The 25518-nt window shown below is 60.8% G+C and carries 26 protein-coding genes; 5 read left to right on the top strand and 21 right to left on the bottom strand.

Translation table 11 applies throughout. The features are described from left to right. Positions 1 to 16 precede the first annotated feature (16 nt). Positions 17 to 1399 (top strand): sensor histidine kinase, encoded by a 1383-nt coding sequence (locus tag ToN1_RS12650; protein WP_169205342.1) that lies wholly within the window; start codon positions 17 to 19, stop codon positions 1397 to 1399. Positions 1400 to 1480: 81 nt separating this feature from the next. Here ToN1_RS12650 and ToN1_RS12655 read toward each other — a convergent pair whose 3' ends face one another. From ToN1_RS12655 to ToN1_RS12670, 4 genes are read right to left on the bottom strand one after another with little or no spacing between them, the layout of a single operon-like run. Beyond that, positions 1481 to 3322 (bottom strand): T6SS phospholipase effector Tle1-like catalytic domain-containing protein, encoded by a 1842-nt coding sequence (locus ToN1_RS12655; protein WP_169205341.1) that lies wholly within the window; start codon positions 3320 to 3322, stop codon positions 1481 to 1483. Beyond that, on the bottom strand, positions 3319 to 3858 hold the full coding sequence (locus ToN1_RS12660) for a DUF3304 domain-containing protein (RefSeq protein ID WP_169205340.1): 540 nt from the start codon (positions 3856 to 3858) through the stop codon (positions 3319 to 3321). Before ToN1_RS12660 ends, ToN1_RS12655 begins: the two co-directional genes overlap by 4 nt. A 55-nt stretch (positions 3859 to 3913) precedes the next feature. Further along, positions 3914 to 4849, bottom strand: coding sequence for a DUF4123 domain-containing protein (locus tag ToN1_RS12665; RefSeq protein ID WP_169205339.1), 936 nt, complete (start codon positions 4847 to 4849; stop codon positions 3914 to 3916). A gap of 8 nt (positions 4850 to 4857) precedes the next feature. Next, the gene (locus ToN1_RS12670) at positions 4858 to 7749 is read right to left on the bottom strand and encodes a type VI secretion system Vgr family protein (protein WP_244860756.1); all 2892 of its coding nucleotides are present in this window, start codon (positions 7747 to 7749) and stop codon (positions 4858 to 4860) included. A 231-nt stretch (positions 7750 to 7980) separates the two neighbouring features. Here ToN1_RS12670 and ToN1_RS12675 point away from each other — a divergent pair, with 231 nt between their 5' ends. After that, a complete protein-coding gene (locus tag ToN1_RS12675; protein ID WP_169208306.1) occupies positions 7981 to 8586 on the top strand; it encodes a molybdopterin-binding protein in 606 nt (201 codons plus the stop codon). 9 nt (positions 8587 to 8595) lie between these two features. On the opposite strand, the gene ToN1_RS12680 is transcribed toward ToN1_RS12675, so the two are convergent. The 3 genes from ToN1_RS12680 to ToN1_RS12690 form a co-directional block, all read right to left on the bottom strand. Next, positions 8596 to 9264, bottom strand: coding sequence for an MOSC domain-containing protein (locus tag ToN1_RS12680; protein ID WP_169208307.1), 669 nt, complete (start codon positions 9262 to 9264; stop codon positions 8596 to 8598). Between the two features lie 21 nt (positions 9265 to 9285). Further along, positions 9286 to 9648, bottom strand: a complete 363-nt coding sequence (locus ToN1_RS12685; protein WP_169208308.1) for a hypothetical protein — start codon at positions 9646 to 9648, stop codon at positions 9286 to 9288. Between the two features lie 337 nt (positions 9649 to 9985). Beyond that, positions 9986 to 10759: an alpha/beta fold hydrolase gene (locus tag ToN1_RS12690; RefSeq protein ID WP_210147800.1), complete on the bottom strand. Its 774-nt coding sequence runs from the start codon at positions 10757 to 10759 to the stop codon at positions 9986 to 9988. 331 nt (positions 10760 to 11090) lie between these two features. Between ToN1_RS12690 and ToN1_RS12695 the strand changes: the two genes are divergently transcribed. Both ToN1_RS12695 and ToN1_RS12700 read left to right on the top strand, forming a co-directional pair. After that, positions 11091 to 11330 carry a hypothetical protein gene (locus ToN1_RS12695; RefSeq protein WP_169208309.1) on the top strand — a complete coding sequence of 80 codons (240 nt, stop codon included), beginning with the start codon at positions 11091 to 11093 and terminating at the stop codon, positions 11328 to 11330. 234 nt (positions 11331 to 11564) lie between these two features. After that, complete coding sequence (locus ToN1_RS12700) at positions 11565 to 12641, top strand: hypothetical protein (RefSeq protein ID WP_169208310.1); 1077 nt, start codon at positions 11565 to 11567, stop codon at positions 12639 to 12641. A 29-nt stretch (positions 12642 to 12670) separates the two neighbouring features. On the opposite strand, the gene ToN1_RS12705 is transcribed toward ToN1_RS12700, so the two are convergent. Further along, entirely contained in the window at positions 12671 to 13030 is a 360-nt protein-coding gene (locus tag ToN1_RS12705) for a hypothetical protein (RefSeq protein WP_169208311.1), read from the bottom strand. Positions 13031 to 13336: 306 nt separating this feature from the next. Further along, positions 13337 to 13840: a hypothetical protein gene (locus ToN1_RS12710; protein WP_169208312.1), complete on the bottom strand. Its 504-nt coding sequence runs from the start codon at positions 13838 to 13840 to the stop codon at positions 13337 to 13339. 464 nt (positions 13841 to 14304) lie between these two features. Here ToN1_RS12710 and ToN1_RS12715 point away from each other — a divergent pair, with 464 nt between their 5' ends. Continuing rightward, complete coding sequence (locus tag ToN1_RS12715; protein WP_244860757.1) at positions 14305 to 14991, top strand: hypothetical protein; 687 nt, start codon at positions 14305 to 14307, stop codon at positions 14989 to 14991. A gap of 42 nt (positions 14992 to 15033) precedes the next feature. On the opposite strand, the gene ToN1_RS12720 is transcribed toward ToN1_RS12715, so the two are convergent. The 12 genes from ToN1_RS12720 to ToN1_RS12775 all read right to left on the bottom strand — a co-directional run bounded on the left by ToN1_RS12720 (position 15034) and on the right by ToN1_RS12775 (position 25506). After that, on the bottom strand, positions 15034 to 15645 hold the full coding sequence (locus tag ToN1_RS12720) for a cold shock and DUF1294 domain-containing protein (RefSeq protein ID WP_169208313.1): 612 nt from the start codon (positions 15643 to 15645) through the stop codon (positions 15034 to 15036). Positions 15646 to 15750: 105 nt separating this feature from the next. After that, positions 15751 to 16086, bottom strand: coding sequence for an antibiotic biosynthesis monooxygenase family protein (locus ToN1_RS12725; protein WP_169208314.1), 336 nt, complete (start codon positions 16084 to 16086; stop codon positions 15751 to 15753). An 85-nt stretch (positions 16087 to 16171) separates the two neighbouring features. After that, on the bottom strand, positions 16172 to 16669 hold the full coding sequence (locus ToN1_RS12730; RefSeq protein WP_169208315.1) for a GNAT family N-acetyltransferase: 498 nt from the start codon (positions 16667 to 16669) through the stop codon (positions 16172 to 16174). Between the two features lie 795 nt (positions 16670 to 17464). After that, positions 17465 to 18415 (bottom strand): hypothetical protein, encoded by a 951-nt coding sequence (locus tag ToN1_RS12735; protein ID WP_169208316.1) that lies wholly within the window; start codon positions 18413 to 18415, stop codon positions 17465 to 17467. Between the two features lie 90 nt (positions 18416 to 18505). Then, complete coding sequence (locus tag ToN1_RS12740) at positions 18506 to 19516, bottom strand: DUF2806 domain-containing protein (protein ID WP_169208317.1); 1011 nt, start codon at positions 19514 to 19516, stop codon at positions 18506 to 18508. A 107-nt stretch (positions 19517 to 19623) separates the two neighbouring features. After that, complete coding sequence (locus ToN1_RS12745; protein ID WP_169208318.1) at positions 19624 to 20076, bottom strand: DUF6998 domain-containing protein; 453 nt, start codon at positions 20074 to 20076, stop codon at positions 19624 to 19626. 18 nt (positions 20077 to 20094) lie between these two features. After that, positions 20095 to 20934 carry a hypothetical protein gene (locus ToN1_RS12750; RefSeq protein ID WP_169208319.1) on the bottom strand — a complete coding sequence of 280 codons (840 nt, stop codon included), beginning with the start codon at positions 20932 to 20934 and terminating at the stop codon, positions 20095 to 20097. Positions 20935 to 21767: 833 nt separating this feature from the next. Next, positions 21768 to 22595 carry a toll/interleukin-1 receptor domain-containing protein gene (locus tag ToN1_RS12755; RefSeq protein ID WP_169208320.1) on the bottom strand — a complete coding sequence of 276 codons (828 nt, stop codon included), beginning with the start codon at positions 22593 to 22595 and terminating at the stop codon, positions 21768 to 21770. A gap of 188 nt (positions 22596 to 22783) precedes the next feature. Then, positions 22784 to 22999, bottom strand: coding sequence for a hypothetical protein (locus tag ToN1_RS12760; protein WP_169208321.1), 216 nt, complete (start codon positions 22997 to 22999; stop codon positions 22784 to 22786). Between the two features lie 100 nt (positions 23000 to 23099). Further along, positions 23100 to 23528, bottom strand: coding sequence for a PH domain-containing protein (locus tag ToN1_RS12765; protein ID WP_169208322.1), 429 nt, complete (start codon positions 23526 to 23528; stop codon positions 23100 to 23102). Positions 23529 to 23666: 138 nt separating this feature from the next. Next, positions 23667 to 24749, bottom strand: a complete 1083-nt coding sequence (locus ToN1_RS12770) for a hypothetical protein (protein WP_169208323.1) — start codon at positions 24747 to 24749, stop codon at positions 23667 to 23669. A gap of 43 nt (positions 24750 to 24792) precedes the next feature. Next, entirely contained in the window at positions 24793 to 25506 is a 714-nt protein-coding gene (locus tag ToN1_RS12775) for a hypothetical protein (protein WP_169208324.1), read from the bottom strand. Between the last annotated feature and the right edge of the window lie 12 nt (positions 25507 to 25518).

Below are 25518 nucleotides of genomic sequence, written 5' to 3' on the forward strand. Positions count from 1 at the left end.
TCTCCAGTCCAACGCCATGAGCGAGCAGCCGCCCCCCGACAAGACGCCCGGCCACACCGGCCACCCCGGTGAGCTGATCGCGGTCGACGAAGACATGTGGATGGACGTCATCCACAAGATGGACGAGGTGTACTCGGACCTGCTGCAGTACGAAGTCGCCCTCGAAGAGAAGAACGCCAAGCTCGAGGAATCGCAGCAGTTCATCCTCTCGGTGCTCACCTCGATGTCCGACATCATGGTCGTGTGCGACCGCAACGGACGCATCGAGGACGTCAATCGCTCCCTCGTCGACTTCTGCGGCCGCGACGCCGCCGAGCTGCGCGGCCGGCCGATCCACGACCTCTTCGCCGAGGACGTCCCGCAGGACCGCGCCCGCGAACTCCTCGGCAGCTTCGGCCAGCAGGCCGTGCACGACTGCGAACTGCCGCTGCGTGCGGCCGACGGCAGCACTGTGCCGGTGTCGCTCAACTGCACGCCGCGCTTCAGCGCCGTCGGCAAGTCGCTGGGCATGGTCATCACCGGCCGTCCGGTGGGCGAACTGCGCAAGGCCTACCACGCGCTGCGCCAGGCGCACGAAGACCTCAAGCGCACGCAGCAGCAACTGCTGCACTCCGAGAAGATGGCCTCGCTCGGGCGGCTGGTCGCCGGCGTCGCTCACGAACTCAACAACCCGATCAGCTTCGTGCTCGGCAACGTGCACGCTTTGAAGCGCTACGCCGAGCGGCTCGAACGCTACCTCGCCGCCGTGCATGCCGGCGAGCCGCCCGCGGCGCTCGCGGAGTTGCGCGCGGAACTGCGCATCGATCGCATCCTCGGCGACCTGCCGCCACTGATCGAAGGCACGATAGAAGGCGCCGAACGCACGCGCGACATCGTCGATGGTCTCAAGCGCTTCTCCGCGATCGACCGCGACGAGAACCGCCCCTTCGACCTGCGCGACGTCGTCGAACGTGCCGTGCGCTGGGTGTGCAAGGCCGCGCGCGACAACTTCCGCGTCGACGTCGACCTCCCCGACGAACTCCCGCTCACCGGCTCCTCCGGCCAGATGCAGCAGGTCGTCATGAACCTCGTGCAGAACGCCTGTGACGCCACCGCCGGCCGCCCCGACCCGCAACTCACGATCCGCGCCGAACGCGATCCCGCCGACCCCGGCCGCATCCGCGTCCTCTTCCACGACAACGGCCCCGGCCTCGCCCCCGACATCCTCGACCGCATCTTCGACCCCTTCTTCACCACCAAGCCGGTCGGCATGGGCACGGGCCTGGGGCTCGCGATCAGCTACGGCATCGTCGAGCGCCACGGCGGGCGGCTATCGGCGGCGAACCATCCGGCGGGCGGGGCGGTGTTTGTGGTGGAGGTGCCGCTGGCGCCTATCCCCAGCGGGGGCGCCTCCCCGTAACGAGGGAGTTGTGGTGGCTGGCCTTGTTCGAAATCGACGAAGGTGGCGGAAGGGCCGCTCCGTCGCGATCATTCACATTGTTCAGCTTCGGTCGAATACCACCCTGACGCGCACGTGTCCGTCGCTTTCGCGCCGCGTCGCGGTCATCGCCTTGACCACCGCTTCCGTGGACGCGCTTTCGAGGTCGAGAAGGTCCTCGAAATCACCGTCTGTCATGACCGGAAATTCCCCCGGTCGCATCGCGTCAAGTTCCAGCATGCGTTGCTCGAACGGCGTGAGCGCCTTGCCCCGCCTCTGCTTTTCCTTCACGAGCTTGAGTTTCTCGGACTTGTCGTACGCCGTCACCGGGCCTGCGAGGTAAAACGAGGCATGGGAGTCGTGGATGAAGCGGTCGAAGAATTCGGCCACGGCTTCCGGCACTTCGTTGTTTGCCCGTGCCTCTTCGGCAACTGCCGCATACAGCGGCGAGAGCGGTGGCGGAGTGGCCCCGCGGCGTTGCCGGAGTAATTCGGTCTGACGCTTGCGTTGCATCACTTGCTGCATATCGCGCTGGAAATCGCGTTCACTGGCGCGAAGATCCTCGCTGTCCTGCGCGTTCGCCTGCCGGACGCTCATGAGCTCTTCAAAGTGCGGTGCAACCTTCAGGCGCCACCGCCAATAGAGGCGCATGTGCTTGAAGAGCAGATCCTCCACGGAGGCGGACGAGGCTTTCGACCACGTGGCGTATTCGCGGAAACTTTGGGCAAGTTCCGGCGCAACTTGAAGATCGCCGATTACCTCGTCAAGGGTCTGGTGCGCTAATTCGCTCGGGCCCAATAGAGGTACTCCGGCCTTACGGGCCTCCGCATACATATTCGCTAGCGCTATTTGGGAGGCTAGTCGGTCACGGCCTCCCAGGGACTTTCCCTGGTCGCCGGGTGCGTAGCCGCCCCCGACGTCCGAGTGGGCGCCGGGGTAGACGATTTCTTGACAATTGGAGGGATAGGTCGTGCCTCGGCGAACGGAGGAGAGCGGGAAGGACTTGCGGATTTCGTGGGCTGCCACGTAGTGCACGCAGCGTTCGATTTGGGCACGAATATCTAACGTTCCGTCTGCCCAGCCCATCAGACCATCGACGAGATCGAAGCTGCCGGGGCTGCCGACCAAGGGTGTCGAATCGGCAAATCCGACTGATGCGACCGTGTCGAACAGTCCAAGAAACTGAAACCGGATGGGGATTCCGATGAACTGCAATCCCTGCCCGCCCTCGCTGCAAAGATCAACGATCCAGTTGCAGAAGGTACGCGCCTCTGCTGCGCCGCGTGAGAACCCGAACACGGACACATTGACCGCGTTGACGGCGGGGCGGCGGCCTTGGATTGCCGAACTTAGGCGCTTAGACAGGCCGTCGAAGAATCCTCGTCTGCGACTTGTAGGGAGCGTCAGCGTTCCCTTTGTGGCGAGGAAGCTCGGTCCATTGATATATCGACTTGCCTCGGCGTCCGTTACGAGCGGGCGACCGTCGGATGCTGTTGCTCGATGAATGGCATTGTATAGCTGGATCATCGCCCAATAGATGCGAGCCTCGCCGCCGTAGGCCATAGCTTTCCCGTCGGCCGATTCCGTCATCTCACCGATTTGCTCGAACGGCGTGCCGACACCTGGCATGTAGTTCTTGAAGTACCCGTTCTTCGCGTCGTCCCGAAACGCGTCGTGCAACACGACCACATTGGAGTGGCTGCGTTTGACAGGATCCGGGATGTCTTCCTGATCCCGCTTTTTATTGTTGTTGGTGCCATCGAAGAACGTCCCGACCCAGATCGGTCGCGAGCAGTCTGGTTGGTTGGCTCTCAAATCGCTGCCGAATCTCGCGGTTCGCCCGACGAGCTCTCTGGTCGTGAGCTTCAGAGCAGGAATATGCGCGCTGGGAGTGCTTGCAGTCATCGTGTGAGCAGCGATTGCGCTTCTGTGGTGGTCATGGGACGAGGTCCGCCAAGATGGGACGGATGTTCGTCCGCCCATGGATCTTCGTCTCGTACATAGATCTTGACGTCGTCGTCCGGCAGGAACATCACCTGAACTCTGCCGGGCGTTTCATACGGCTCGATAGGGATCGTCTTCTTGAAACTCTTCTTCGGCCACTTGCCCGCATTCTCTATCGTGCACTGAGGCGAGCGCGGGATGCCGCAATCGCTCCGACGCCACTCAAGCGTAACCGTGAGACCGGGCCGCCACTTCTTTGGTACCGAGACGCAGCATACGGCGCCGCCGCCCGCCCCGACGCCGACATTGCTGCCCCACGTTCCGTCCAGGTGGAACTCCTGGATCCCTTCGTTGCTGTAGTTGTAAGCGGATAAGCCGCTCGGGCTGAATGCGTCGTCACGGGCGTTGTGCGTGGCAACGTCGCAGCCGGTGAGGGCGAACGCCAGGAGTCCGACCAGGAGCGTCTGTCGGAAGAGGTCTGAGAGTCGTCTCGTCAAGGTGTTTGTCCTATCGATAAGTCGTTAATTGGAGGGGCATTGTCCTGATGTCAATTCAATAGTGGGCAGTAGCCGGGTCCGAATTCATCGTCTCGATCTCGTTCCACTGCTCGTCGGTCCACCGCATTACTGCATCGCGGAAGCGGAGTTCGCCGCTGCGCGTTGCGGCCCAGATTCCCGCGAGACTCTCGAGCTCGTGAAACTGCTCGGAAGTGCTCCAGGCTATGGTCACGAACTGCAGTTGATCCGGCGTGTCGTCAATTCCATATCGCCGTGCAGTCTGCAAGAGCGACGCCAGGCGGGCATGTATCGTCGAGGGCGCTCGCGCGGGGATGATCTCGGGGGAGATTTCGCGCAGCAGCCCGAACAGAATGTCGGGTTCGGCTGCCTGCATCAGGGCAGTGAATTGATCGTCGCTCAGGGAGAGTGCCGTTCGCGTTTCGCGGCTGCCCATGTTCGCCTCGGCGAGGTACTGCGCTTCGAGATGGCCGTCACGACCGATCCAAGCCCAGCGACGCACCGTCTGGGCCACCCGGCTGCGCTGGCTGTGATCGAGCACGCGGAGCACGCCCGGCAGCACGCGCGTATCGGTGAATCGGCAATACAGCTGGAGGCCGTCCGGGGTTTCCACGCACGCGAGTGTTGCCAACTGCTCGCGCCGGGGTTCGCAATCGTCGGTTTTCAGTTCGAGGAACGACAATGCCGGCAGGGTGTTGGCCATCGCAAGCAGACTCTCGGTGATCCGCTCCGAATCTCCGATTATGGGAATCAGGCGCGGGCCGATTTCCTCATAGGCGGCGTAACGGGTGCCATCCAGCAGGGCGAAGGTCGGCGACGCCAATCGCTCGATCGTACGCAGCGCCGTTGCACCCAGGATGCTCAGGTCAGCGAGTGCCCACAGTTGGAAGCCGGATGGGCACGGCGCGGAAAGCCAGGCGCTTAATGCTGCTGCAAGCTCGGCTTGATGGGGATTCTGCAGGTAGGTCGGCATTGAGTCGATCACTGCGCGGTGGCGAACGGTGATCCGGATCGCACGGCTCCGAGCAGGCATTCCTTGCATACACTCTGCGGGAACAGCGGCAAACCGTATTCCTCCCGCACAGGCCCGCTGAAACTCTTCTTCGACGCATGCACCGTGATCGTCCCCGGGCACGCCACAGTGATGCCGCCGTCGATCGTGATGCTCGCGCCGCCTTCCACGCTCAGCACGATCTTCTTCGCCGCGGCGAAGTCGATGTTTGCGCCGGCGCTGACGAGCTTCAACTCGTCGCGGGCGAGGAGTTTCAGTTCGTCGCTTTGCGCCTGCAACGCGATGTCGCCCTTGGCGGCGATGAGGCCGATGCCGGTGTGGTCGTCGCCGGGCCGGATGGCGCCGGCGACAAGGCCGATCGCCTGGCCGGCATGGATGCGCGCGGCTCCGGCCACTGCGAGGTTCGTGTCGGCGCCGCTCATGAGGGTGGCCGTGTCGCCGGCGGCGATCTGCACGCTCTGGCCGGCGACGAGGCCGATGCCGGCACGGGCGGCCTGAAGGATCGCGGGAGCGGCGAGGTGGGGGACGCGTTGGCCGGTGACGGTGGTGTTGCCGGCGTCTGCGTCGGCGGTGGCCTCGGCCGGATCGCGCGCCGAGACCATGCCGGCGGCGATCCGGCTCAGCGCCTCGAGGGGCGGGTGGTCCGGGTCGGCGGCGCTAGCGCGGGCCGCGGTGCTGCCGATAGCGGCGGCGAGCTTCACGGTCTGGTGTGTCGCGGCGGCGCGCGACAGGGTGTCGGCGAGCGTGCAGGCCTGTTTCAGCAGCGCCATGCCGGGCGCAAGGTCGCCGGCCGGTTCGCCCGTGTGGCGGGCGGGCCAGGTGCTCATGACGATGCCGCGGCCGGCGCGCAGCGCCCCCCAGGCGTCGGTGCGCAGTTCGGCGCCGCTGCCACGGAAGGATCCGCGGTAGTTGCCGGCCTGGTGGATGAGGTGGCCGAGGTTGAGCTCCGAGGCATGCTGCGTGCTCTTGAGCTGCACGCGCAACTGCTGGTCGCTGTCGTCGAAGACGAGCTGGTTGTGACCGGCATTGGGTCCGTGGGCGCCGAATTCCTTGCTCTTGAAGCCGCTCAGGGCATCCGGGTGGCGGTGGCTCGACGCGGCCGCGCCGTGCCAGGCGGGACTGTTGCCCCCCGTAGCGTGGGCAACGAGGTTGCCCTGTCCTGCGGGGCGGTGGTCGGTCGCGGCGTCGAATACGGCGGTGTCGGAAGCCGGCCCGGTGCGTCCGCCCGGAGTGGGCACGATTCCGCCTTCGCCACGCCCGTTGTAGAGGGCGCCGAGCACGACGGGGCGGTCGATGTCGCCGCCGAGGAAGCTCACCAACACTTCTTGGCCGATGCGCGGCAGCCACTGCCAGCCCATGCCCGCGCCGGCCTGGCGGCTGGCGACGCGCACCCAGCAGCTCGAGCGGTCGTCCAGGGTGTCCCCCGCCTGCCAGTGAAAGCGCACCTTGATGCGCCCCAGCGCATCGCACCACAGCTCGTCGGCGCCGTTCGGCACCGTTTCGCCCTGCGGGCCGACGACGATGGCGCTCATCGGGCCGGGGGCTGTGGGCCGCGGGTTGATGCGCAGGCCGGTGTCGTCCGCGAGTGCCGGGCGCCACGGCCGCTCGGCGCGTAGCGCGTCGAAGGCGTTGCCATAGCCGCGGCTGCGCGCGAGGTCGATGAGGGCGGGGGGGAGTTCCGACGGAGCCTTGACCGGCTCGAGCGTGTCGCCAGTGGCGAGCGCCGCGTCCTCTTCGGCTGCATCGCCTTGTGCGAGCCGCGCCGCGATCGCGTCGATGCGCTCGGCGTCGAGGTTGTTGATGCCGACGTGCAGGACGTCGAGCACGGCGTAGCGTTCGCCGTCGGGGGCGGGCGGTGCCGCCGGGTCGAGCGGCAACCCGCTTACCGCGACGAAGCTGCCAGGGCGCAGGCTGCGCACGGTGCTGCGGCCGAGGCAGGTGCTCGCGCGCGCTTCGAACGCTTCCATCGCGAGGCGCTGGTAGCGCTCGGCCTCGGCCACGCTCGCGTGGGCGTACTGGCCGGCGTAGTCGTAGTGTTCGAGCGGCGGCAGGTCCGCGCTGCCGACGCAGTGCGCCGTCGGCACGCTCGCCGCGATCGAGCGCTTGGCGCGGTAGTCGTAGCCGAGCACGGTGCCGAGGGTGGGCGCGAGGCGGTGCTGCGCGCCGAAGGCGACGATGCTGTCCTGGTCTTCCTGCGAATCCGCGCGGTGGAAGCGGATGCCGCGACCGCCGAGCGCATTCGCCGAGAGGGGGTCTTCCGGGAAGCGTGTGCTGTCGGCGAAGAGGCGCATGCGGTGGCGCGCGGGGGCGTCCGCATCTTCCTCGATGCACCAGCCCAGGCCCTCCTCGGCGAGCAGGCGCGACACGAAGGCGTAGTCGGATTCGCGGTACTGCACGCAGTAGCTGCGCGGGCGGGCGCTCGCGAGGAAAGGGGCGACGTCCTCGTGCCAGTGCCACGCGGCGTGTTCGCGGTAATCGGCGAACACGGCGTCGAGGATCTCGGGCACGGATTTGTCTTGGAACACGCAGTTGTGGCGGCCGCGCGTGAGCAGCCAGGTCCACGGCACCACGGTGAGCCGATAGCGGCTCCAGCCGCCGTCGCTGCCGATATGCGCCGCGGCCCGCACGAGGCCCGAGCGTTCGCTGCGGCTGCCGTCGGAGAGCGCGGTGCGCAGCGTCATCGCCTGCCCGAGCAGGGGCTCGAGGGCGAGGAAGGCATCCTGCGACAGGGTGTCGATGTGGAACTCGAAGCCGCCCGACAGGCTTTCGCGCCCTCGCCACGCTTCGACCGCGAGCGGCGGGCCGTCCGTGTGCCAGTGCAGGTCGTACAGGCGGGAGTGGGCGGCGAGCGGGGAGATCATCGGGAAAGCAGGCGCGGCCACCGCTTAAGGCAAGCGTGGCCCAAGGGTCAAGAAAGACCGATAGCATATCACGCGCATCCCCCTGAAAATGTCAATGGCAATATCAGGGCGTGCGGCGCGGCGTCTCCGCAGGTTTCGCGGGACGGTTGTCGCGGAGGATTTTCCTTGCATGCGCGCCGGCCAGCGGCAAGACTGCTGCGACCCGACAGAGCAGTCCAAGGAGAACAACACATGAACAAGCGCGCCTTTCTTCGCGCCGCAGCGGGTGCCGCCGCACTGCCGCTCGTCGCGCGCGCCGAGGCGGCTCCTGCCCCGGCCGCGGGGCCCGTCATGCTGACCGTCTCGGGCGGTATCGCGCATCCGAACCGCGGTCCGCTCGATTCCGCCCTCGATCAGCTGATGCACAAGCAGGGCCTGGCCTTCACCAGGGCGCGGACCTTTACCTTCGCGGACCTGGTCGCACTGCCCGCGGTGGAGATCAGGCCGACGCTCGAATACGACGCCAGGCCACATGCACTGCGCGGGCCCGCATTCGACAGCGTGCTGGAGGCGGCCGGTGCGCCGGTCGCGGACGATGCGCCGCTGGTGCTGGCTGCGTTCGACGGCTACCGGGTGGAGCTCAAGCGGGCCGATGCCCGGGAGCTCGGCTTCATTGTCGCCACCCATATCGACGGATCGCCCTTGCCGCTGGGCGGCCTTGGCCCCCTGTGGGCCGTCTTCGACGCGGACCGGATCCCGGCACTGGCGGCGAAACCGCTCAACGAACGTTTTGCCGCCTGCCCGTGGGGGCTGTATTCGATGCACCTGCCGGGAGGTGCCCCCTCGTCCACGGTGTGAGCGGGGCCTTCAGTTGCCCGGAGGATTGTTCTCCAGCCATGCGGCGCGTTCGGCCAGCCGCCTGGCCTGCGCGGGCGCGAGGCCGACGGCAGCAGAGATCGCGCGCAGCGCCGCCGCGTCGGGACGGTGCGCCTGCGTTGCACGCCAATAGGTGGCGACGCTGAGCTCGGGGTTCGGGCGCTCGACCAGTTCGAAGGCGTCGCCCTCCGCGATCGTGCCGGCTTCGCGCACGCGGTAGTACCAGCCGGTGATCCCCTCCTGCGCGACAAACAGCGAGGCGCCCTCGCTATCGAGGCGGTGGTCGATCTTCCAGCATGGCCGGCGCGGCTGGCTCAGCTGGACAAGGGCGGTGCCGATGCGGAACAGGTCGCCGATGCACACCGACTCTTCCGTCCAGCCCCGCGTCGACAGGTTCTCGCCGAGCACGCCCGCTTGCAACAGCGCGGCGCGTTCGGGGTAGCGCAGCGCGAGGCGCGCGTAATGCTCGACGGGAAAGTGGTGCAAGGCCTTCTCGGCGCCGCCGTGGTAGCGCCGGTCGGCCTGGCGGTCGCCGGCGAGGCCCTCGGCCGTGACGGCAACGGGGCCCTCGACCGGCTGCTTGAACATGCCCGTCAGCTGGCCTTCGGGCGGGAGCGGGCGCAGCGCGCCGACGAATACGTGGTCGATCAGGGTGTGCATCGCGCCATGCTACTGCACGGATCACTCGGTGGGCGCGAATCCGTAGTACGAGCCATAGGCGGACGGGGCCGGTGCGTAGGCGGCAACCTTGATGGCGTCCGCCAGCGTGACCCGGTTGGTGAAGCCGTCGACACCGCCTTCCGCGCCGCTCCAACGCTCCTCGACTTCCTCGTCGGTCAGGCCGTCGAGGTCGAGGTGGCGGTCGAAACGCTCGGAGCGGTATTCGAAAGCCGTGTCATGGGCGATGAACAAGGTGTGCGCGCAGGCGGTAATGCGCGTCTCGTCCGCCGGGTCGGCGCCCATGACACGCGTGCCGCAGAACGGGCAATGCACGGGGGTGTAGTAATAGGTGCGGAGTTCGGTTCGCTGGATGGGGCTTAGCATGGTGTGCTCCTTGTCGTGATGAAACGGCGGGTCCTGGCCGCTGTGGCCACGCCGAAATGAAGTGCACGGGCATGCACGCCGCGTGCGGGGAGGGACCAAGCCGTTACTTGATGATGCCGGGCGGAGCCTCGGGGTGAGGCGAGATCAAGAAGGCGAACTGAGAAGGGGAATTGACGCCGCAGAACTGCGGACACTAGACCAACAGGACAGCAACACTACTGGAAATCGCGCCGTGTACGATACGCGCGATGAGCGCCTATTGCAAGCTAAATATTTGAAAACATAAGATTTTGCCGGGCCGGCGTCGCGCGCCGGCCGCGGCGCGCCGAAACGCCGTTCACCCGCGCAGGAAGGTCTGCAGGTCGGCCAGCAGCGCCTCGGGGGCCTCTTCGGGGATGAAGTGGCCGCAGGGCAGCGGGTGCCCGGTGACGACGTCGGCCTTGTCCTGCCAGGTCGCCCGCACGTCGAACAGGTCGTGCATCTTGCCGAACTCTCCCCAGATCGCGAGCACCGGGCAGCGCACGCGCAGCGCGAGATCGCACGCGTCGTCCTCGAAATCGCGCGTCGCGGCGGCGCGGTAGTCCTCCAGCGTCGCGCGGATCGTCCCGGGCAGCGTGAAGGCGCGCAGGTACTCCCGGATCAGCGGCTCCTCGATGGCGCCGGCGCGGAAGGACAGCGCGCGGAAGACGTGGCGCAGGAAGGCTTCCGGCGCCGCCGAGATCATGACTTCGGGCAGGTCGGGCGCCTGGAAGAAGAACCAGTGCCAGTAGGCGGCGGCCAGATGGCGGTCGGTCTGCGTGAACACCGTGTGCGTCGGCACGATGTCGAGCACGCACAGCCGGGTGACGGCCTCCGGGTAGTCCAGCGCCTGGCGGTGGCCGACGCGCCCGCCGCGGTCATGACCGACCAGCGCGTACGCGGTGTGTCCCAGCGCCCGCATCACTTCGTGCATGTCGCGCGCCATGGTCTTCTTGTCGTAGCCGTCGCGCGGCTTGTCACTGTCGCCATAGCCGCGCAGGTCCGGGCACACGACCGTGTACTGCTCGGCCAGGCGGGGCGCAATCCGGTGCCACATCTGCGCCGTCTGCGGCCAGCCGTGGAGCAGCAGCACGGGCGGGCCGTCGCCGCCCACTCAGAGGTTGACCTTGATGCCGTTCGCCTTGACCGTGCGGCGGTCCATTCCGCTCATGAAGTCCATGGGCTGCTCTCCCGAGTGAGTTTGGATGCGGCGTGCGGGCGCCGGCAACTGATCGCAGGATAGCGCACGGAGCGGTGGACGAAAGGGGTGGTGCGGGGGCTGGTCCGGCAGGACGGGCGCAAGCGGCCTGACTCCAGGACCGCCCTTGCAAGGCTGCGTTCGGGGCTTCGGAATAAATCGCGATGGCCGGTTGTTCATTTCACACGCAGGCATGTTCGTCCGCGTTGTCCCGAAGGAGGTTTCCATGAAGAAGCTAGTCATCCTGGCCCTCGTCGCACTGTTCTCCGGCAGCGCGCTGGCCATGCATTGCCCCGCCGACATGAAGAAGATCGACGCCGCCCTCGCTACCAGCCCCAAGCTGACCGATGCGCAAATGAGTGAAGTCAAACAGCTGCGCGCCGACGGCGAAGCCTTGCACAAGGCCGGCAAGCATCAGGACTCCGTCGACACGCTGGCCAAGGCGATGAAGATTCTCGGCATCTGAGGCCGGAACTTGGCGAGGGGCGGGTCTTGCGCATCGCGACGACGTGAGTGGGAAATCGCCAAGACCCGGTCCGCATCGACTCGCCATGGCCGGGGATCGGGCGCTCCCGGCTTCGTCGTTCCTTGCGGTGTGGGCATCGAATTTCCTATCCTTGGATGAGGCCCGCTGTCGCGCCGGGAATGCCCCACGACGTGATGCAATCGAGCGGCCGAGCGATTCTCCCGGGACCCAGCCATGAAGTTCAGCACGTCCACCCTTCCCGCCTTGTCACGGCGGAGCAATCGGCGACGGATGCGCCTGCTGCATCTCGCCGCGGTGGTGCTGGGCGCCCATCTTGTGGGGCCCGCGAGCGCGCTGGAAGGCAAGTTCGACCACCGTGATCCGCTTGGCCTCGCCAAGAAGCGGGAAGCCCGCGACCTGCTGCTCACCATTGACGTCGCGCCCGGCGACTGGGGCAAGGCGTCGACGCAGGACATCCAGCTCGTCCTCGACGCCGTCGCCCGCGAGTTTCTTTCCGTGGTCGATTCGCCCCGCGCCGGCGACCTCACGATTCGCGTCGTCCCGCGCGCCGGATCGCCGAAGGTGCTCTATGAGCAGGGAAGCGACGGCGAATATGTCATGCACCTGACCGCGCGCGATGAACGCTGGTATCAATACGCCTACCAGTTCGCCCACGAGCTGTGCCATGTGGTCACCAACTTCGATCACAAGGCGCGAAACACCGGGCGGGTGGTGGAGCACAATCAGTGGTTCGAGGAGTCTCTGTGCGAGACCGCATCGCTCTTCGTTCTGCAGCAGCTGGCGGTGAAATGGGCGGGCAGTGCGCCGGCGAAGAACTGGCTCGGCTACGATCAGGCGCTGGCCGGCTACGCGCGCCGCCTGCTGTCGGAGCGCCACCGCTACCTCGCCGCCGACCAGTCGTTCCAGGCGTGGTTCGCGGCCCGCGAGGCGTCCTTGCAGAGCAACCCCTACGGACGGGAAGACAACGAGCTGGTGGCGACCACCTTGCTCCCGCTCTTCGAGGCCCACCCCGAGTATTGGCAGGCGATCAAGTACCTCAACCCGAACGAAGCGAGTGCCGGCAAGCCCTTCGCCGATTACCTGCGCGACTGGCTGGCTGCCAGTCCGGATAAACGGCTGCCCCGCGAAGTCCTCGCCCTTTTCGGCCTCGCGGGCGAGGTGTCGCCGGCCGTTGCGGAACGCGGCGGCGAGGCGGACACGACGCAGGAGTCTGCGGGCGCGCAACTGCTTGCCGGCGGTCCCGCGGGGCCCCGCGGCGAGCGGGAGGAGGACGACGGCGTCAAACGCTAACGCCTCACGCGCGGCCCGGCCCGTCGAGCCTACTGGGCCTGCTTGTCCTGGATGACGTGATTGATCGCGTCGACGTAGTCGTTGAACCAGCGCGAACCCGTATCGGGCATCCGGAATCCGGAGATGTAGCCCTCGAAACCGCTCAACGGCCCATTCGGACCGGCCGCGCCGTAGGGTTCGGTGCCCTGCCGCAATGCAATATCCTGGTTGAGCCGTTCGACGTAGTAATTGAACCAGCCCGAACCCGTGTCGGCGTTTCCGGCCATGAGGGCCTCAACCATCCTGTTGAATGCGGCGTCGGAGCCGCTCTCGAACGTGGCCGCACCCGCCGGTGCCGCCAGGAGAGCCGCGCATCCCGCCACGAGCAGCGAAATCTGCCTGATCTTCATTGTCCGCCTCCTGGTTGGTGCTGCAACGGACTCGAGCGTTCTGAGCTGCATCCGGCAGCGCACACGCGGTTTCCTGTCCCGGGAGATGAACGAAGCGCGGCGGCTGCATCACTCGTTCCGTAAATGCAGTCTAGGCCGGGGGATACCGGACTTCAACGCGACGCCGGGCGATATGGGCGGTGCGTGGGCGGTGCGCGCTCTGCAAAACCGGGGAGTGTCCACGCCATCGATCCTTGCGAAGGAAAGTAGCGAGGAGGAAATCGTAGTCTGTCCACGATTCCGCCGGTTCATGGGGGATGACTGCAGCTACTTGAGCTTCCTGTCTTCACGCTTCGCTTCCGCCATGGCTTCGGGTTCGAGTTCCTCCGCGTAGCGATTCATGCGTATGAATACCCCCCAACCGGCAAGCAGGCCTCCGGCGGCGAGCACGATGGAAGCTGCATACACCATGTGCGACGCGTCCTCGCCCGCAGCCTTGAACGTGGCAACAAGGCCTTCAATGACCAAAGCCACGACCACGACAACGAGGAATCTCGAGAGGAAGCGGCGTACGCGCGTCGGTCCGCTGATGTGCGCGTCGCGAACGACCTCCTCTTCCGCGACGGTCTGTGCAATCTGCAGTGCCACGACTGCCACCGTCAGCAGCCCGATCGCCTCAATGATCTGCTGAGCACTACCGCGGTCCAAGCCGCCCGCAAACGCCAGCCAGCCGACCTTGGCGGCGATGACGATGAGCATCAGTGCTGCACAGGCAAAGAGAACTGCCATGACGCCGTGGAAGATCGAGAACGTCCGCAGAAGTGCTTTCATCAGCTGGTCATGGGTAGGCATGCAAACGGTTGCGCAACCTGACAAATGAAATCGACTTCCCCTGAACCCGCGGCATCGATGTGCCGGATTGGGATTGCGAACGTCTCAACCACCGTGAGGAGGAGTGGAGATGAACGTTAACACTGTCGGCATCGATCGGGTGAGGAACGTACTCAGTGTGGATGGGGGCGGGAGGGATGGCAAGGTGTTGCGTCGGCGTGGTGCGGGGGAAAATTGGGAACAGACCACTTCGTTCTGCGGGCTGAACGATTCGTAAGGCTTCCTTCTCATGCGCCGAACGTATGTGCGGCGGACTTCCGTCTCCCCACCTGCCACGAATCGGGAAATCGTGGTCTGTCCGCGATTTACAGTGCCTATCTTTTGTTTCAATCGCGCAGTCGCATGGAACGGGGCGCTGGTTATGATCGACGTCCTTCAATGCGCAATAGAGGGATATCCAATCGATGAGCCCGCCATTGCCCATGCGGGCGCAGCTACGCTCCCGTTTTCCGGCCATTGCACTGATCGCCGTGGCGTCGGCGGTCCCGATCGGGATCGTGCTGCTGTTGCGGGTGTGGAAAGGGGTGCCGATCCATCTGCTGACGTCGGACGTGACGAGCATCGCCGGCGTGCCGGCCTACACCGGTTTCCTCTCGCAACTGGGGATCTTCGTCTGGGCCGGTGCGGCGGCCATCTGCTTTTTCTGCGCGCGACTGCTCGCGGCGCGATCGGACGCACAGGAGGAGCGACGCTTCCTGTTCGTGTCGGGACTGCTGACGGTGGTGCTCGCCTTCGACGATCTGTTCCTGCTGCACGAGGAATTCTTCCCGTCCCTCGGTATTCCGGAGAAGGGCGTGTTCGTGGCCTACGCGGCCTTCGTGCTGTTCCACCTGGTCAGTTTCCGGCGCCTGATCCTGCGGACCGACTACATCCTGCTCGCCATCGCGTTCGCCGCGTTCGCGGTCTCGGTCGGTCTCGATCTCGTGAATCCGGCGGGAATCAACCCTTACCTTTACGAGGACAGCGCCAAGTTCGTGGGGGTCGTGAGCTGGCTTGGATATTTCTTCCGTGCAGGTTCGGGGGCGTTGTCGGGCGTGCCGGGCTCGGTCACGCGCGAGCGTGCGCCCCGTGGCGCGTCGCAGGCTGCGTAACCGGACGCGGGGAAATCGTGGTCTGTCCCCTATTTCCCAAGCTCAAGCCAGTAGCATGGCTCGCAGCGGCGAACTGAGAACGAGAAACGCTAGAACATTCACGATCACAGTCACCCAAAATTTGGCACGGAATGTGGCCTTATTGGATTTGTGGCGGACGACCTGTTGGGCGACGATTGCACCGGGCCAACCACCAATAAGCCCCAGTCCCAGCAAAGTGTCTTCACTGACACGCCAGCGGTCGGCAGTCGCCGCCCGCTTATCTGCGGCGTACACGACGTAGCACACCACACTCGTTCCGAGATAGAGACCAGCCACCCAGCCCGGCACTTTCCAGAAATACGCGACGATGGTAAAGAGAACGAAAAACGCGGGAATTGCGAACAGCGTTGCCGTGCCCCATTGCGCCGGATTGTCATTTTGCACTCGGACACTCTGGCGTCTGCCTCGCACGACCTCGACACGCTTTGCGCGTTTTTTCCCATCTGGAGTCATTTCAACTTCAAATGTCACGCTCTGACCAACCTCGGGTCGGCCGGACCGTGAGACAAAGGCCTTGATGTGCACGAAGATCTCCTGACCTCCGTGCAGCGGTTCGATGAAACCAAAGCCTCGATCATCGTTCCATGTTTTTACAGTGCCGTCGATTCGCATGATGACTAGTTCAGCTCCAACGTTCGAAGTGAGGGGCAGCCGCAGCGCAAAGCGCGGAGGGAACCAAAAGCCTAGCTTTTGGCTGTCCCCTCGACCAGGGCCGGGTTAGGGCTTGCCATAAGCCCGCTCAACCCTTGCAACTCTGATTTCATAGTGCTCGTACCACGCACGTTTACCCATTTCTTGTGCGGCACAGTGCTCGACATCCGCCTTCCAAGCGGCAATGGACTCAGGGGACGTCCAGTATGAGACTGTAATGCCAAAGCCATCGACACCACGGACGCTTTCAGCCCCGAGAAAGCCGGGTTGCTTGGCGGCAAGAGCAACCATTCTGTCAGCCATATTTTCGTAACCGTTGTCCCCTTCAGTGCGCCGAGAAGAAAAAATTACGGCGTAATACGGTGGCTCGGGCGTACTGGCAAAGGCAGATGTTGTGCTCATGTCTGTGGCCTAACGTGAAGGTGACGGACGCCGGGCCGGCCCCGCCGGCACGGCGTCCCGGCGGCGAAGCCGCGCCTCGACGGGGTTAGGCGGCATTCGCGAGCAGTGAGAGCCTGTAGAACTTGGAGTCGACTGCCATGATAGGGAAGGTTTCCGGCAGGGTCGACTTGGCGACTTCGTGGAACCCGTTCTTCTCGTAGAACCTGTGTGCAGCCAGGAACTTGGCGGTAGTTCCAAGGTAGATGCTGGCTACTCCGTGCTCTGCCGCCCAAGTGAGGAGTTCGCTGAGGAGGCGGTGGGCGACACCGAATTCTCGACCACGGAACGGAGCGGCTACGAACATCTTGCGAAGTGCCGCTTCGTTGCAGCCGATGTCGAGCAGGGCGATGGTTCCGATGATCTGGCTGTCAATCTCGGCGACCCAAAAGTTGCCGCAGCCGTGCTGATAGAACTGTTCGACGTTGCTCAGGTCCGGCTGAGCTTCCAGTGTGATTGGGATGCCGAACTCCGATTGCTGAATGGGGAGGATGACCGCGGCGACTGCCTCGGCATCGTGCGATTCGTATGCGCGAACTTGCACCATGGGTGGGTCTATGCCTCCTGACGTGGAAGTGAGGGGCAGCCGGAGCGTGAAGCGCGGAGGGAACCAAAAGCGTAGCTTTTGACGGTCGGCTCGAAGCGTTTGTTAGGCTTGCTGTCAATTATGAGAAAAGCCAAGGCCATGGTGGTGGCCACTTTTCTACGATTCCTATGATTGGTGCTGCAATTGCGACTGCAAATGGAAGAATGTGATCTGTTGCATGATGGGTGTGAAGTCCAACATGTAGGGCTGACTGAAAATTCCAAAAAAATAGCCTCCATAACGGCAATCGCGAAGTCTTTATGTCGACAACACTCCCCTGTCCAGGGTTATATCCTTGAAGCGTGTAGGACCAACTCAAAAATCCAATGCGCGTAAGCTTGTAGTCGTTAAAACGTTGTCCCACGCCATCCTGAACAGCTTGGACTTGCGTGTAGGTGCGTGCGAGCGAGTCCAGATGCTTGGCAAATGATTTTCTAATGTATTGATCGGGCTCTGCGCGCCAGTATTGGTAGTAACGGAGAAGGAAGTAAGCCCAAAGACACCAAGCGCTATAGATAAGGACCTGAACATTTCCAATGATCAACTCATTGCCAAGAAGCGATACCTTGGCAATTTGCACATTTGCAACGTCAAATAACACTAGAAATGCGCTTGTCGCTATGAGATTCCTGCGTTGGCGCAGCAGATCTGGGTGCATATTGGTTTGGGTAGTATGCGCAGCCTAAAGTCTGACTTCACAGGCCTGCGCGGCATTTTGCGCAGGTCCGGTGGAATGATTGGTTGGGCCTCGGGAAACTAGACGATGCACTGGTTGTTTCGGAGCCAAGCTTCAAACTGAGCCGTAACCACCGGAGTGGGAAGATCTAGTCTCCGCACAAGCCGTCTGATTCGCTCGTGACATGAATTTGGATTGGCGGGAACTTGAACGGCAGGGCCTCCGTGACATGTCCTCCAACGACGCACGAACGCCTGCTCCGCGCCTGGGGACTTTGAAAACTCGGCGTCAAGCGTTGAGACAAGGCGAAGAACAATATCTCCGAAGCCGACGACACCACGAAGGCTCAGCTTGATCTGACTTCCCGCCGTGTGACCATTGATAACTGGCACTTCCTTGAGTCCTACTTGCGCGGGTGTAAGCTGGTTATACGCAGCCTCTGCGGAAATAAAGTTCCTTGATGTACTGCCGCCAGCATGGACGAGGGAGTTCCGCGCCTCCTTGAAATAGCGGTAGCAGACCAAGAGTTGCTCGATATGCGGAGGCGAGTTCTTCTTATTCTTGGCGATAGCAGGATAGATGGAGCCAGCCATGATCTGCGAACCGCCTTGCACGATCAAATTGATAGCATGGAAACGGCCCCGCGAAGGAGCGCCGTTTTTAAACGTCGTTGGAAATTGCAGATGCTTCGATAGCGATGAGGCAGCGCCGAGTTCGTTTAGTGCGCCTTCGCACCAAGCTTCGTAAAGGGAGCAAAACTCGAAGAGTAGAAAGCGAGCGAACTCCTGCTGTTGATCTTGCCAAGAAGAGTCAATGCAAGATCGGCGCAAATTGGCCCCTCGAATACCGCTTCCAGCGACAAAGCGCCCAGCCAATTCGCTTTCGGTGGCAGTAGGAGACGCGGAGACATATCCGGCGACTTGCCACCGAAGATTCCAGATCGCTGTAGCGGTAGGCCATACGAAATCAAATACCTCAGTCAATCGACGGGCGACTTGTTTCGATGTGAGTAGAAACAACTTCTCTTGCATATTCGCGAAGCCTAAGAGGCCCAACGTTTGACGTAACCGGCGCTGCGCGGCTTCATCGCGCAGCGTCCGTGTTGATGGATGGGTTGGACGTCATAGTGGCTGCATATTCAAGAGCGTGATCCTGTTGTCACCAGCAGGACGGCAATCGCCAATTGCGACGTCAAATCCTTGAGACTTTATCGATGTGCCAAGCGCACGCAGGTATGTTTCATTAGGTTGGAAGTTCCCGAGCCTGAGAATTTGGCGCCCAAGGGACGTTACCTGATATATCTGAAGTTTTAGTTGGCGGGCAGGATCAGCATGCTTCACCAACAGGACGCGACCGTATGACACTAGAGCACGCTCAAAATGGTCGTTGGCAATTGAGGGCCACACAACTTCCAGCCCAAGGGCTTCAACACCTGAAACAACGCCAAGCTCTTGCATGGAAAACAGCAGCGAAAACGGAACCCCCTGAGATTCGAGAAGCGTCTCATCATCTCGAAAGATGATGTCATTAATAACGAACGGTGAGAGTCTCTCAATTGCCTTCGCTTCATCCTGCGAGAGATTTTTTAGAAACTCAAGTGTGCGTGGAGAGTACCGTCCCGGTTTCTTAATTTCACCCGCGAGAATCTTTCCCCAAAGCGACTGAAGTTCATCCGAAGATACACCTGCTGCATGTTCCCGCCACCGGTGAAGCCAGTCGTCGGAAACCTTCTCTTCAGGTGGCTCTTGAGTGTCATGAACGAGTTCTTGTTCTGCGAATACGACAACCTTGGCTAGGCTAATCTCCCGCCTAATAGCTTCGATACGGGCATTTTGCTGTGCAACCTGATCGATGCTAGGGAGAAGCAATGGTTGGGTTGGTGACGATGGCAGCAAGACAGGAGCGCTCTGCTGTTCTGACACCGTTCCATCAGGGAGTAGGAACTTCTGCCCAGAACGAATCGCTTCCGCATCAACCTCCGCTTGGGCAAGGACAAGTAGTTCTTCGCGCCTCATGTCAATTGCAGTGCGGCCTTCTCTTCGCATTTGCCATGGCTTGAGCAGGGATCCAATGCCCTTGTCTGCAATTGAATCCCAGAGCTTTATCAGCAGTTTTTCACCGGGTACGTCCATGGATTACTCCGCGGCAGTTGATGACGCCCAACGTTCAAGCTAACCGGCAGACAAAAGCGTAGCTTTTGGCTGTCCAGCGACCGAAGGGAGCGAGGTTGAGCGCCGGGTTAGGCCACGGTTCTTGGAAGGCGATCATCTTCAGCCACAGTGGGCATGATGCGCCGAAGCGCGGAGAGTGAGACTTGATACTGCCCGTTCTTCGGCCGCGGCTTGTGACTGACAAGCGACCAAACTAGAGCACCTGGACCGTTGTATTCCTCGGTGAATGTTCCATCGCGCGCAAGCCGAAGGACAAGTAGATGCTGCGGCTTACTAGATAAGGCCACCCGGTTACCTTGGGTCGCTTTGACCTGAACTTGGCGCTCGCCACAGATGCCATCATGGCATTCAGCAGATGCGTCGGATAGCGAGATGCCATAGTGATATGAGGCAAGCGCCTCGCCCAAACTGCCAACCAGATGTCCGTCCGGTGTGAAATGCCTGCCTGGAAACATTTTCTCCAGTTCGTCCACCGCTTCGTAGATCCTTCGTAAAAGCTGTGGGAAAAGTTGCTTGTCCATAAGCGCCTAACGTGAAGGTCACCGGCGCTGCGCGGCTTTATCGCGCAGCGTCCGGTGGACCGATGGGTTGGGCGTCTGCTGACGCGGCCTTGCCTTCTTGCGGAAAACAAGCAATTCCCACTCAATAGGGCGCGAATACTCGGGCTGTACTGAATTTCTCAGTAGGTCGGCTGCTTCTTTGGGTATGACGTCCCCTGCGTGCGCCTGCAAGGCGTCAAAAACGGATTTTGTAAGCGCCTTAAGACGCTCCCCATAGCCGTCCTTCCACGAGTAACCCATGACAGAATCACTGAGCATTACCCTTTGGCATCGAGCAACTAGCTTTCGATTGCTGTAGCGGCCTAAAACGATGGTTTTTTCGATCTCTCCGTAGACTTCCTTGTACTTCTTCGAGGAGCTCTTTGCACCGACCACAACAAGAATGCCATCGTTTCTTAGGTACCTAGCGCAGTTTTCAATTTCCTTTGAGAAGGCGGCGGTTTGTTCCTTGGTGGTAAGGAAATTACTAAACACAATTAGGTCGAAGCGGTGCCTTCTAACGTAATGAAAAGGAACTTGCTCACCATCGTCGTCTCGTTCCAAACGGATTTCTGTTTGATTGAATTCGAGGTTCTGAAAGTCGTCGAACGTACCGTGATGGAATGGAACGAGCCAAGGAATCTGGGTCGGGCAGTAATAATTAACGAACTCAGTGAAGTGATGCAACCAATTGCGAAACTGGTAACTGCGTTCCACGTAATCGATGGAAAACCCTGCCTGTTCACGAATGCTGTCTTCGTTTTGCCTCTTGGGTAGAGTGTTGCTATAGAAATCCGATACTGCGTACATCGAAGGGCCGGGACCGGTTCCAACGTCCAAGATCCTTACCCCGTCAGTACGCAAGGGCATTAGCTTGATCTGATGCAGGTACTCAAAGATCAATTGAAATCGATGGTACCTGTCAAGAAAGTGAAGCAGCGCATATGCCTCGGCTGTACCTGGCTCCTCATATGTGATTTGGTCACAGTGCTTCAGCACATTTAGGAGCTGACATGCGACGGATCTGGCGAATACCGGATCGTCATTCAGTCGTCGCAGCAGGAATTCCGCGAGAAGCGACTCCAATTCAAGAAAACGCCTCCCATTTACAGACCGAAGTGTTCTTCTAGCGCAAATGACGTTAATCCGATACGCGATCAATCTGCGCTGAACCATGGCCGCTCGTGCCAGTCGCCACTTCCACGAAGTCAACGTGCTTCGTATGCGTAACTGATATCGTCGTCCATGCTTATGGAGTGCTCCGATGATTGTTTGCATCTATCCTGCTTTTATCCGTGAAGGCGCCCAACGTCGGCCTTCAGCGGACGGCAAAAAGCGTAGCTTTTTGGCGGTCCGCTGCAAGCACTGGTTAGCGCGATGCTCGGCGAGCGGCACCGCGCGGAATGAACAAAGGACACGTTTCGCGTGCCACGGATGCTGGATCGAAGTGCCACTGCCCAAAGTCCCTTCGTGCAAGCAAGTTCCGGCGGACGGGGCAGAGCGCATAACGGCTCCCACCATGCCGTTGATTGCAGCGCATTGAGGGCGAGCTCGGCTGGAGCTTTTCGCAGCCCTCGGATTCTCAACGGACAATGCATTCATGCTACGCATAAATAACCGGCGCTAACGTTGGAGTTCAGCGGCTGCCGAAGGCAGTCCGCTGCAATGAGGGGTTAGCCTGCTGTGTGGGGACTTGTTTGAAGAACTCGCACAACCTCCTGAACAACATGTTCAAGGCCTTGATCCGTGGAAACGGCAAGGCGCCCAGCAAGAAGAGGCGAATACTGTTGAACCTGTGCTGCGGAGACGCGGTGCCAGATTGGCAGAACAACTTTGACTCCGTTGGACTCTCTGGCAACCAACCCGTCTAGCTCCATTTGTGGCCAGTGCTTCGAAAAAAAGGAGTGGCTGAGGATGACGATTCCGAAGCGTGAATTAGCCAGCCCGCGATCAATGGACTTTCGCAGGCTATCGCCGAGTGTCAATTCGAAGTTGTCGTACCAAACACGAACACCCTGCTGAACCAGAGCGACTGAGAGCGGTTCGGCAATGGACGCTTTGTCTTCGTGGGCGTGAGAAATAAAGACATCCCACTGTGGCTGTCGTGCTGGCACTAGCTGCTCCTTAAAAACAAGATCAACCGAACGTGGGCGCGGGTTTGCTACGGGATGACCAGATTGAGATGCGATCCATTCGAGCAGATACGTTTTATCTTCGACGCTTGGCGGCGAGTACTTTTGATAAATATCGGAGGTCAGCATGTCTTGAAGTAGCGCTAGCTGCTTTGCCTTAGGAAAGCGAGCAAGGCAGTCTTGCAGGATTTGCTTTCGGCTTGGGGCTCCGCCACTCCACGGGTACTGCTCGATGTTTTCATCATGGCGGGCGAAGTACTGCAACATTTCTGGACCTGAGAGCCCAGTCTCGCCAGCGAGCGTGGCGTCCAAACGCTTCTGGATTGCGAACGGGAGCACGAGGTTTTGTTGGGGCTTTGCGAGGCTCATCTTTTCAGCGGGCTAACGTGGAAATCACCGGACGGCAAAAGCGCAGCTTTTGACGGTCCGGTGCATTGCAGGGTTAGAACTTTTTTAACCAAGAGATATGCTTACACCGGAACATACCCTCAGATTTAACCCCTGTGCGCCTGCTTATTGGAGAAGGGATGCCGCCGGCTCAGGTAAAGAATGACGCGCTATTCTTCTTTCAGAATGGATTCTACCGATCCCCCATTCGCTGCCTTGTAGCACTGGCGATAAAGTTTAAGCCAATAATCCTTGGTTTCTTGAGCGCCTCTGTCAGTTGCGTAGCATTTTTCGCCAATGAACTTCATTAGATCAAAGGCAACTCGTTGCTTTGCGTCACTGACAACGGAAACGGGACCAGATACGGATACGGATTCATTCGCCATGATTACCTCGTGTGGTTGTGGTCGGTGAAAGTTCTAACGTCTGAGTTCACCGGCCTGCGCGGCTCTTTGCGCAGGTCCGATGGAATGACGGGTTGGGCCTCTACGCGGCCTTTGCCTGGGCGGCCTGATCCTGGGTTTCCATGAACACTCGGCGAAAGCTCATTGGATTTGAAATGCCAGGGATTGGCGCTTGCGGGTTGCCGGCACCGGAGACCACCAGCGAGCCGAAATTGAAGATGCGCCCAAGAATGCCTTGGTTAACTTGGATGCTCTCGACCTTGTTGATATTGAGTTCGATGGTCTGACGGCTGATGAAGCCGAACTTGGCGATGACTCGCTTGTTCGTTACGGCAAGCTCGGTCGTCTTGTAACGGACGAAGGCGACCAGCCAGAAAATTAAACCAAGACCATACAAGGCCAGAAACAGAAGGCCCAGAAGAATTAGCGGCGCAAGGGACCACAAGCTGATGTTTCCGGTATAAACAACCTTCTCGTCCTTGATGAGCGCGCCGTCGATGTAGCTTGCCATGTAGTTACTCCCTTTCTTGGTTGAAATGCGAACGGTGTTACGAATAAGAGGCCCAACGTTCAAAGTGAGGGGCAGCCGGAGCGCGAAGCGCGGAGGGGACCAAAAGCGTAGCTTTTGGCTGTCCCCTCGACTGCCGAGTTAGGCATTTCTATTGGCAAGCAAAGACTCCTTCAATTCATGGGCAGTCAATTGCACTTGGCTACCAACACACATTGCCACATCCAGTGCAAAGTGAACACTTTCCATGACTTGATCGCTCGCACCTGCAGAAATCAGAAACTCCAGAGCAAATCTAAAACGCTCTTCATTCGACGGGTGTGAGTTGCTCTCTTGTGTTTCGGTGAATAGGATTGCCTTGGTTTGTTCGCAGGTACGAAGTGCATAGAAAAGTAAAAGCGGACCAATCAGCTGAAATGCAAAGGCATTGCTCTCGCGAACTCCATACTCAGTGCAGACGGCAAGTCCTACAGCGTCACAGTCGAGTTCATGGTGCTTGGAATCTGCCCCATCTGGAATGCCACAAGTATCAGGATGCGCTTCATGAGAAATGAAGTGACCGAACTCATGACCAACTATGAACACCTCCATCGCGTTCAAGAGCAGTGTCCGAAACCCCAATAACTCATTCGGTTGCTCTATTCGACCAAACCCAAGCAACGATTCGAAGCGGGCATAGTGCACAGCAAGCCGGGTTGCATCGACCAATACCTGGCCCTTGCGTAGCTTAGCGATCACTGCCGCAGGGGACTCGCGTTCCTCATCGGGTAACTCCGCTACTTCAGCCATTGCTGAAGAAAATATTTTTGCCCAATAGTTGCAGAAGGCAAAGGTACCTTGCCCTGCGAATAAGACATGCTCAAAAGAAGAAGGGAGAGCAGCTGGCGAAGGTTCGGCTCCCGGGGAGTTAACAAATCTGACGGCGAAGCGAGGGGCTAAGTCGTGAGCCTCACATATTTCAAGGACTTTCTTAACGAGCGGCTCGAAGATCTGCTTCGCAAAAACATTGTCATAGTCACCATGGTCCGTATGTCCCATGATCGCCTCCGCCCATCGGTTCGGAGTGTCTTCTGGCTGCTTGCTTATTTCCAAGAATTTTCTTGCTATAGAGGATCGATTTTCGTCGAACCACTCCTTCTGCTTATGCCAGAAGTCTTCAGAACCTTCACGAACCAGTTGGCGTTGGAAGTATTCGATGTAGCGATGGTGCTTCAAATGTTCCATTTGGCGTAGTTGTAATGCCTAACGTTTGAAATAAGCGGCGCCGTTAGGCGTCCGCTTGATTGATGGGTTGGGCGTTATGCGACGGATCCGCACCTTCCCAGCGCGTATGCCAGGTCGTGAAGTCGAAGTTGTCCCTGTACCCGACTACGGCCGTGGCGGTCTCGACGATTAGGCGGTCTAAGTCCTGCATGACATCGCCGCCGGTAAGCACACCGACGATTGTTCCCCCGGTACCCGGTCCGCCAGGTTCGTGCTTTGCCCAGTGGAACTTGTACCTTTCGCGTACATATGCCTTGATATGGGCAGCGGCTCCACCTTTGCCGAAATGCTTGAAAGGATAGAACTCCGCAAGCTTCAACCAGATGATTTCGTAGAAGTCCACGACGTCGTACGTGGACTTGCGCATTTCAATGGTGACGCCAGAGTCCCATCCCGGTTGCGCGATTCGATGTGCAATTGCCTTTAGCTCTGGGAGTGACTCAAAAAGGCGGACATCAGTAGGTTCGTCCAGCGAACGTCGAATATAGTCGTCAGGGAGTTCGTCCTTGAACTCCGTTGGAAGTGACTGTTCGGCTATTTTGTCGTTCCGCCTGTGGAGGGTAATTGCTGCGAGGGCGAAGGCAAGTGCCAGGGCACCGGAACCTGCCGCATACGAGTAGTCTTTGATGGACAAGAAGTACCAAAGGGCACCGGTTGCAAATATCCCGGAAGTCCACCAGCAGGTTTGGATCACCCAATCGGGTACTGTGCGATTCATGACGCCCAACGT

The organism is Aromatoleum petrolei, from assembly GCF_017894385.1.
GTDB classification, from domain to species: Bacteria; Pseudomonadota; Gammaproteobacteria; order Burkholderiales; family Rhodocyclaceae; genus Aromatoleum; species Aromatoleum petrolei.

What these genes read in the sequence shown, in the direction of transcription:
- ToN1_RS12665 (WP_169205339.1), bottom strand. Translation starts at nt 4,849, where the DNA reads ATGCCGACCTACCTGCAGAATCCCCATCAAGCCGAGCTTGCAGCAGCA.
- ToN1_RS12775 (WP_169208324.1), bottom strand. Translation starts at nt 25,506, where the DNA reads ATGAATCGCACAGTACCCGATTGGGTGATCCAAACCTGCTGGTGGACT.
- ToN1_RS12715 (WP_244860757.1), top strand. Translation starts at nt 14,305, where the DNA reads ATGAGCCCGCCATTGCCCATGCGGGCGCAGCTACGCTCCCGTTTTCCG.
- ToN1_RS12680 (WP_169208307.1), bottom strand. Translation starts at nt 9,264, where the DNA reads ATGCACACCCTGATCGACCACGTATTCGTCGGCGCGCTGCGCCCGCTC.
- ToN1_RS12650 (WP_169205342.1), top strand. Translation starts at nt 17, where the DNA reads ATGAGCGAGCAGCCGCCCCCCGACAAGACGCCCGGCCACACCGGCCAC.
- ToN1_RS12685 (WP_169208308.1), bottom strand. Translation starts at nt 9,648, where the DNA reads ATGCTAAGCCCCATCCAGCGAACCGAACTCCGCACCTATTACTACACC.
- ToN1_RS12730 (WP_169208315.1), bottom strand. Translation starts at nt 16,669, where the DNA reads ATGGTGCAAGTTCGCGCATACGAATCGCACGATGCCGAGGCAGTCGCC.
- ToN1_RS12765 (WP_169208322.1), bottom strand. Translation starts at nt 23,528, where the DNA reads ATGGCAAGCTACATCGACGGCGCGCTCATCAAGGACGAGAAGGTTGTT.
- ToN1_RS12745 (WP_169208318.1), bottom strand. Translation starts at nt 20,076, where the DNA reads ATGGACAAGCAACTTTTCCCACAGCTTTTACGAAGGATCTACGAAGCG.
- ToN1_RS12695 (WP_169208309.1), top strand. Translation starts at nt 11,091, where the DNA reads ATGAAGAAGCTAGTCATCCTGGCCCTCGTCGCACTGTTCTCCGGCAGC.
- ToN1_RS12770 (WP_169208323.1), bottom strand. Translation starts at nt 24,749, where the DNA reads ATGGAACATTTGAAGCACCATCGCTACATCGAATACTTCCAACGCCAA.
- ToN1_RS12710 (WP_169208312.1), bottom strand. Translation starts at nt 13,840, where the DNA reads ATGAAAGCACTTCTGCGGACGTTCTCGATCTTCCACGGCGTCATGGCA.
- ToN1_RS12655 (WP_169205341.1), bottom strand. Translation starts at nt 3,322, where the DNA reads ATGACTGCAAGCACTCCCAGCGCGCATATTCCTGCTCTGAAGCTCACG.
- ToN1_RS12670 (WP_244860756.1), bottom strand. Translation starts at nt 7,749, where the DNA reads ATGATCTCCCCGCTCGCCGCCCACTCCCGCCTGTACGACCTGCACTGG.
- ToN1_RS12760 (WP_169208321.1), bottom strand. Translation starts at nt 22,999, where the DNA reads ATGGCGAATGAATCCGTATCCGTATCTGGTCCCGTTTCCGTTGTCAGT.
- ToN1_RS12675 (WP_169208306.1), top strand. Translation starts at nt 7,981, where the DNA reads ATGAACAAGCGCGCCTTTCTTCGCGCCGCAGCGGGTGCCGCCGCACTG.
- ToN1_RS12740 (WP_169208317.1), bottom strand. Translation starts at nt 19,516, where the DNA reads ATGGACGTACCCGGTGAAAAACTGCTGATAAAGCTCTGGGATTCAATT.
- ToN1_RS12755 (WP_169208320.1), bottom strand. Translation starts at nt 22,595, where the DNA reads ATGAGCCTCGCAAAGCCCCAACAAAACCTCGTGCTCCCGTTCGCAATC.
- ToN1_RS12720 (WP_169208313.1), bottom strand. Translation starts at nt 15,645, where the DNA reads ATGCGAATCGACGGCACTGTAAAAACATGGAACGATGATCGAGGCTTT.
- ToN1_RS12735 (WP_169208316.1), bottom strand. Translation starts at nt 18,415, where the DNA reads ATGCAAGAGAAGTTGTTTCTACTCACATCGAAACAAGTCGCCCGTCGA.
- ToN1_RS12700 (WP_169208310.1), top strand. Translation starts at nt 11,565, where the DNA reads ATGAAGTTCAGCACGTCCACCCTTCCCGCCTTGTCACGGCGGAGCAAT.
- ToN1_RS12705 (WP_169208311.1), bottom strand. Translation starts at nt 13,030, where the DNA reads ATGAAGATCAGGCAGATTTCGCTGCTCGTGGCGGGATGCGCGGCTCTC.
- ToN1_RS12725 (WP_169208314.1), bottom strand. Translation starts at nt 16,086, where the DNA reads ATGAGCACAACATCTGCCTTTGCCAGTACGCCCGAGCCACCGTATTAC.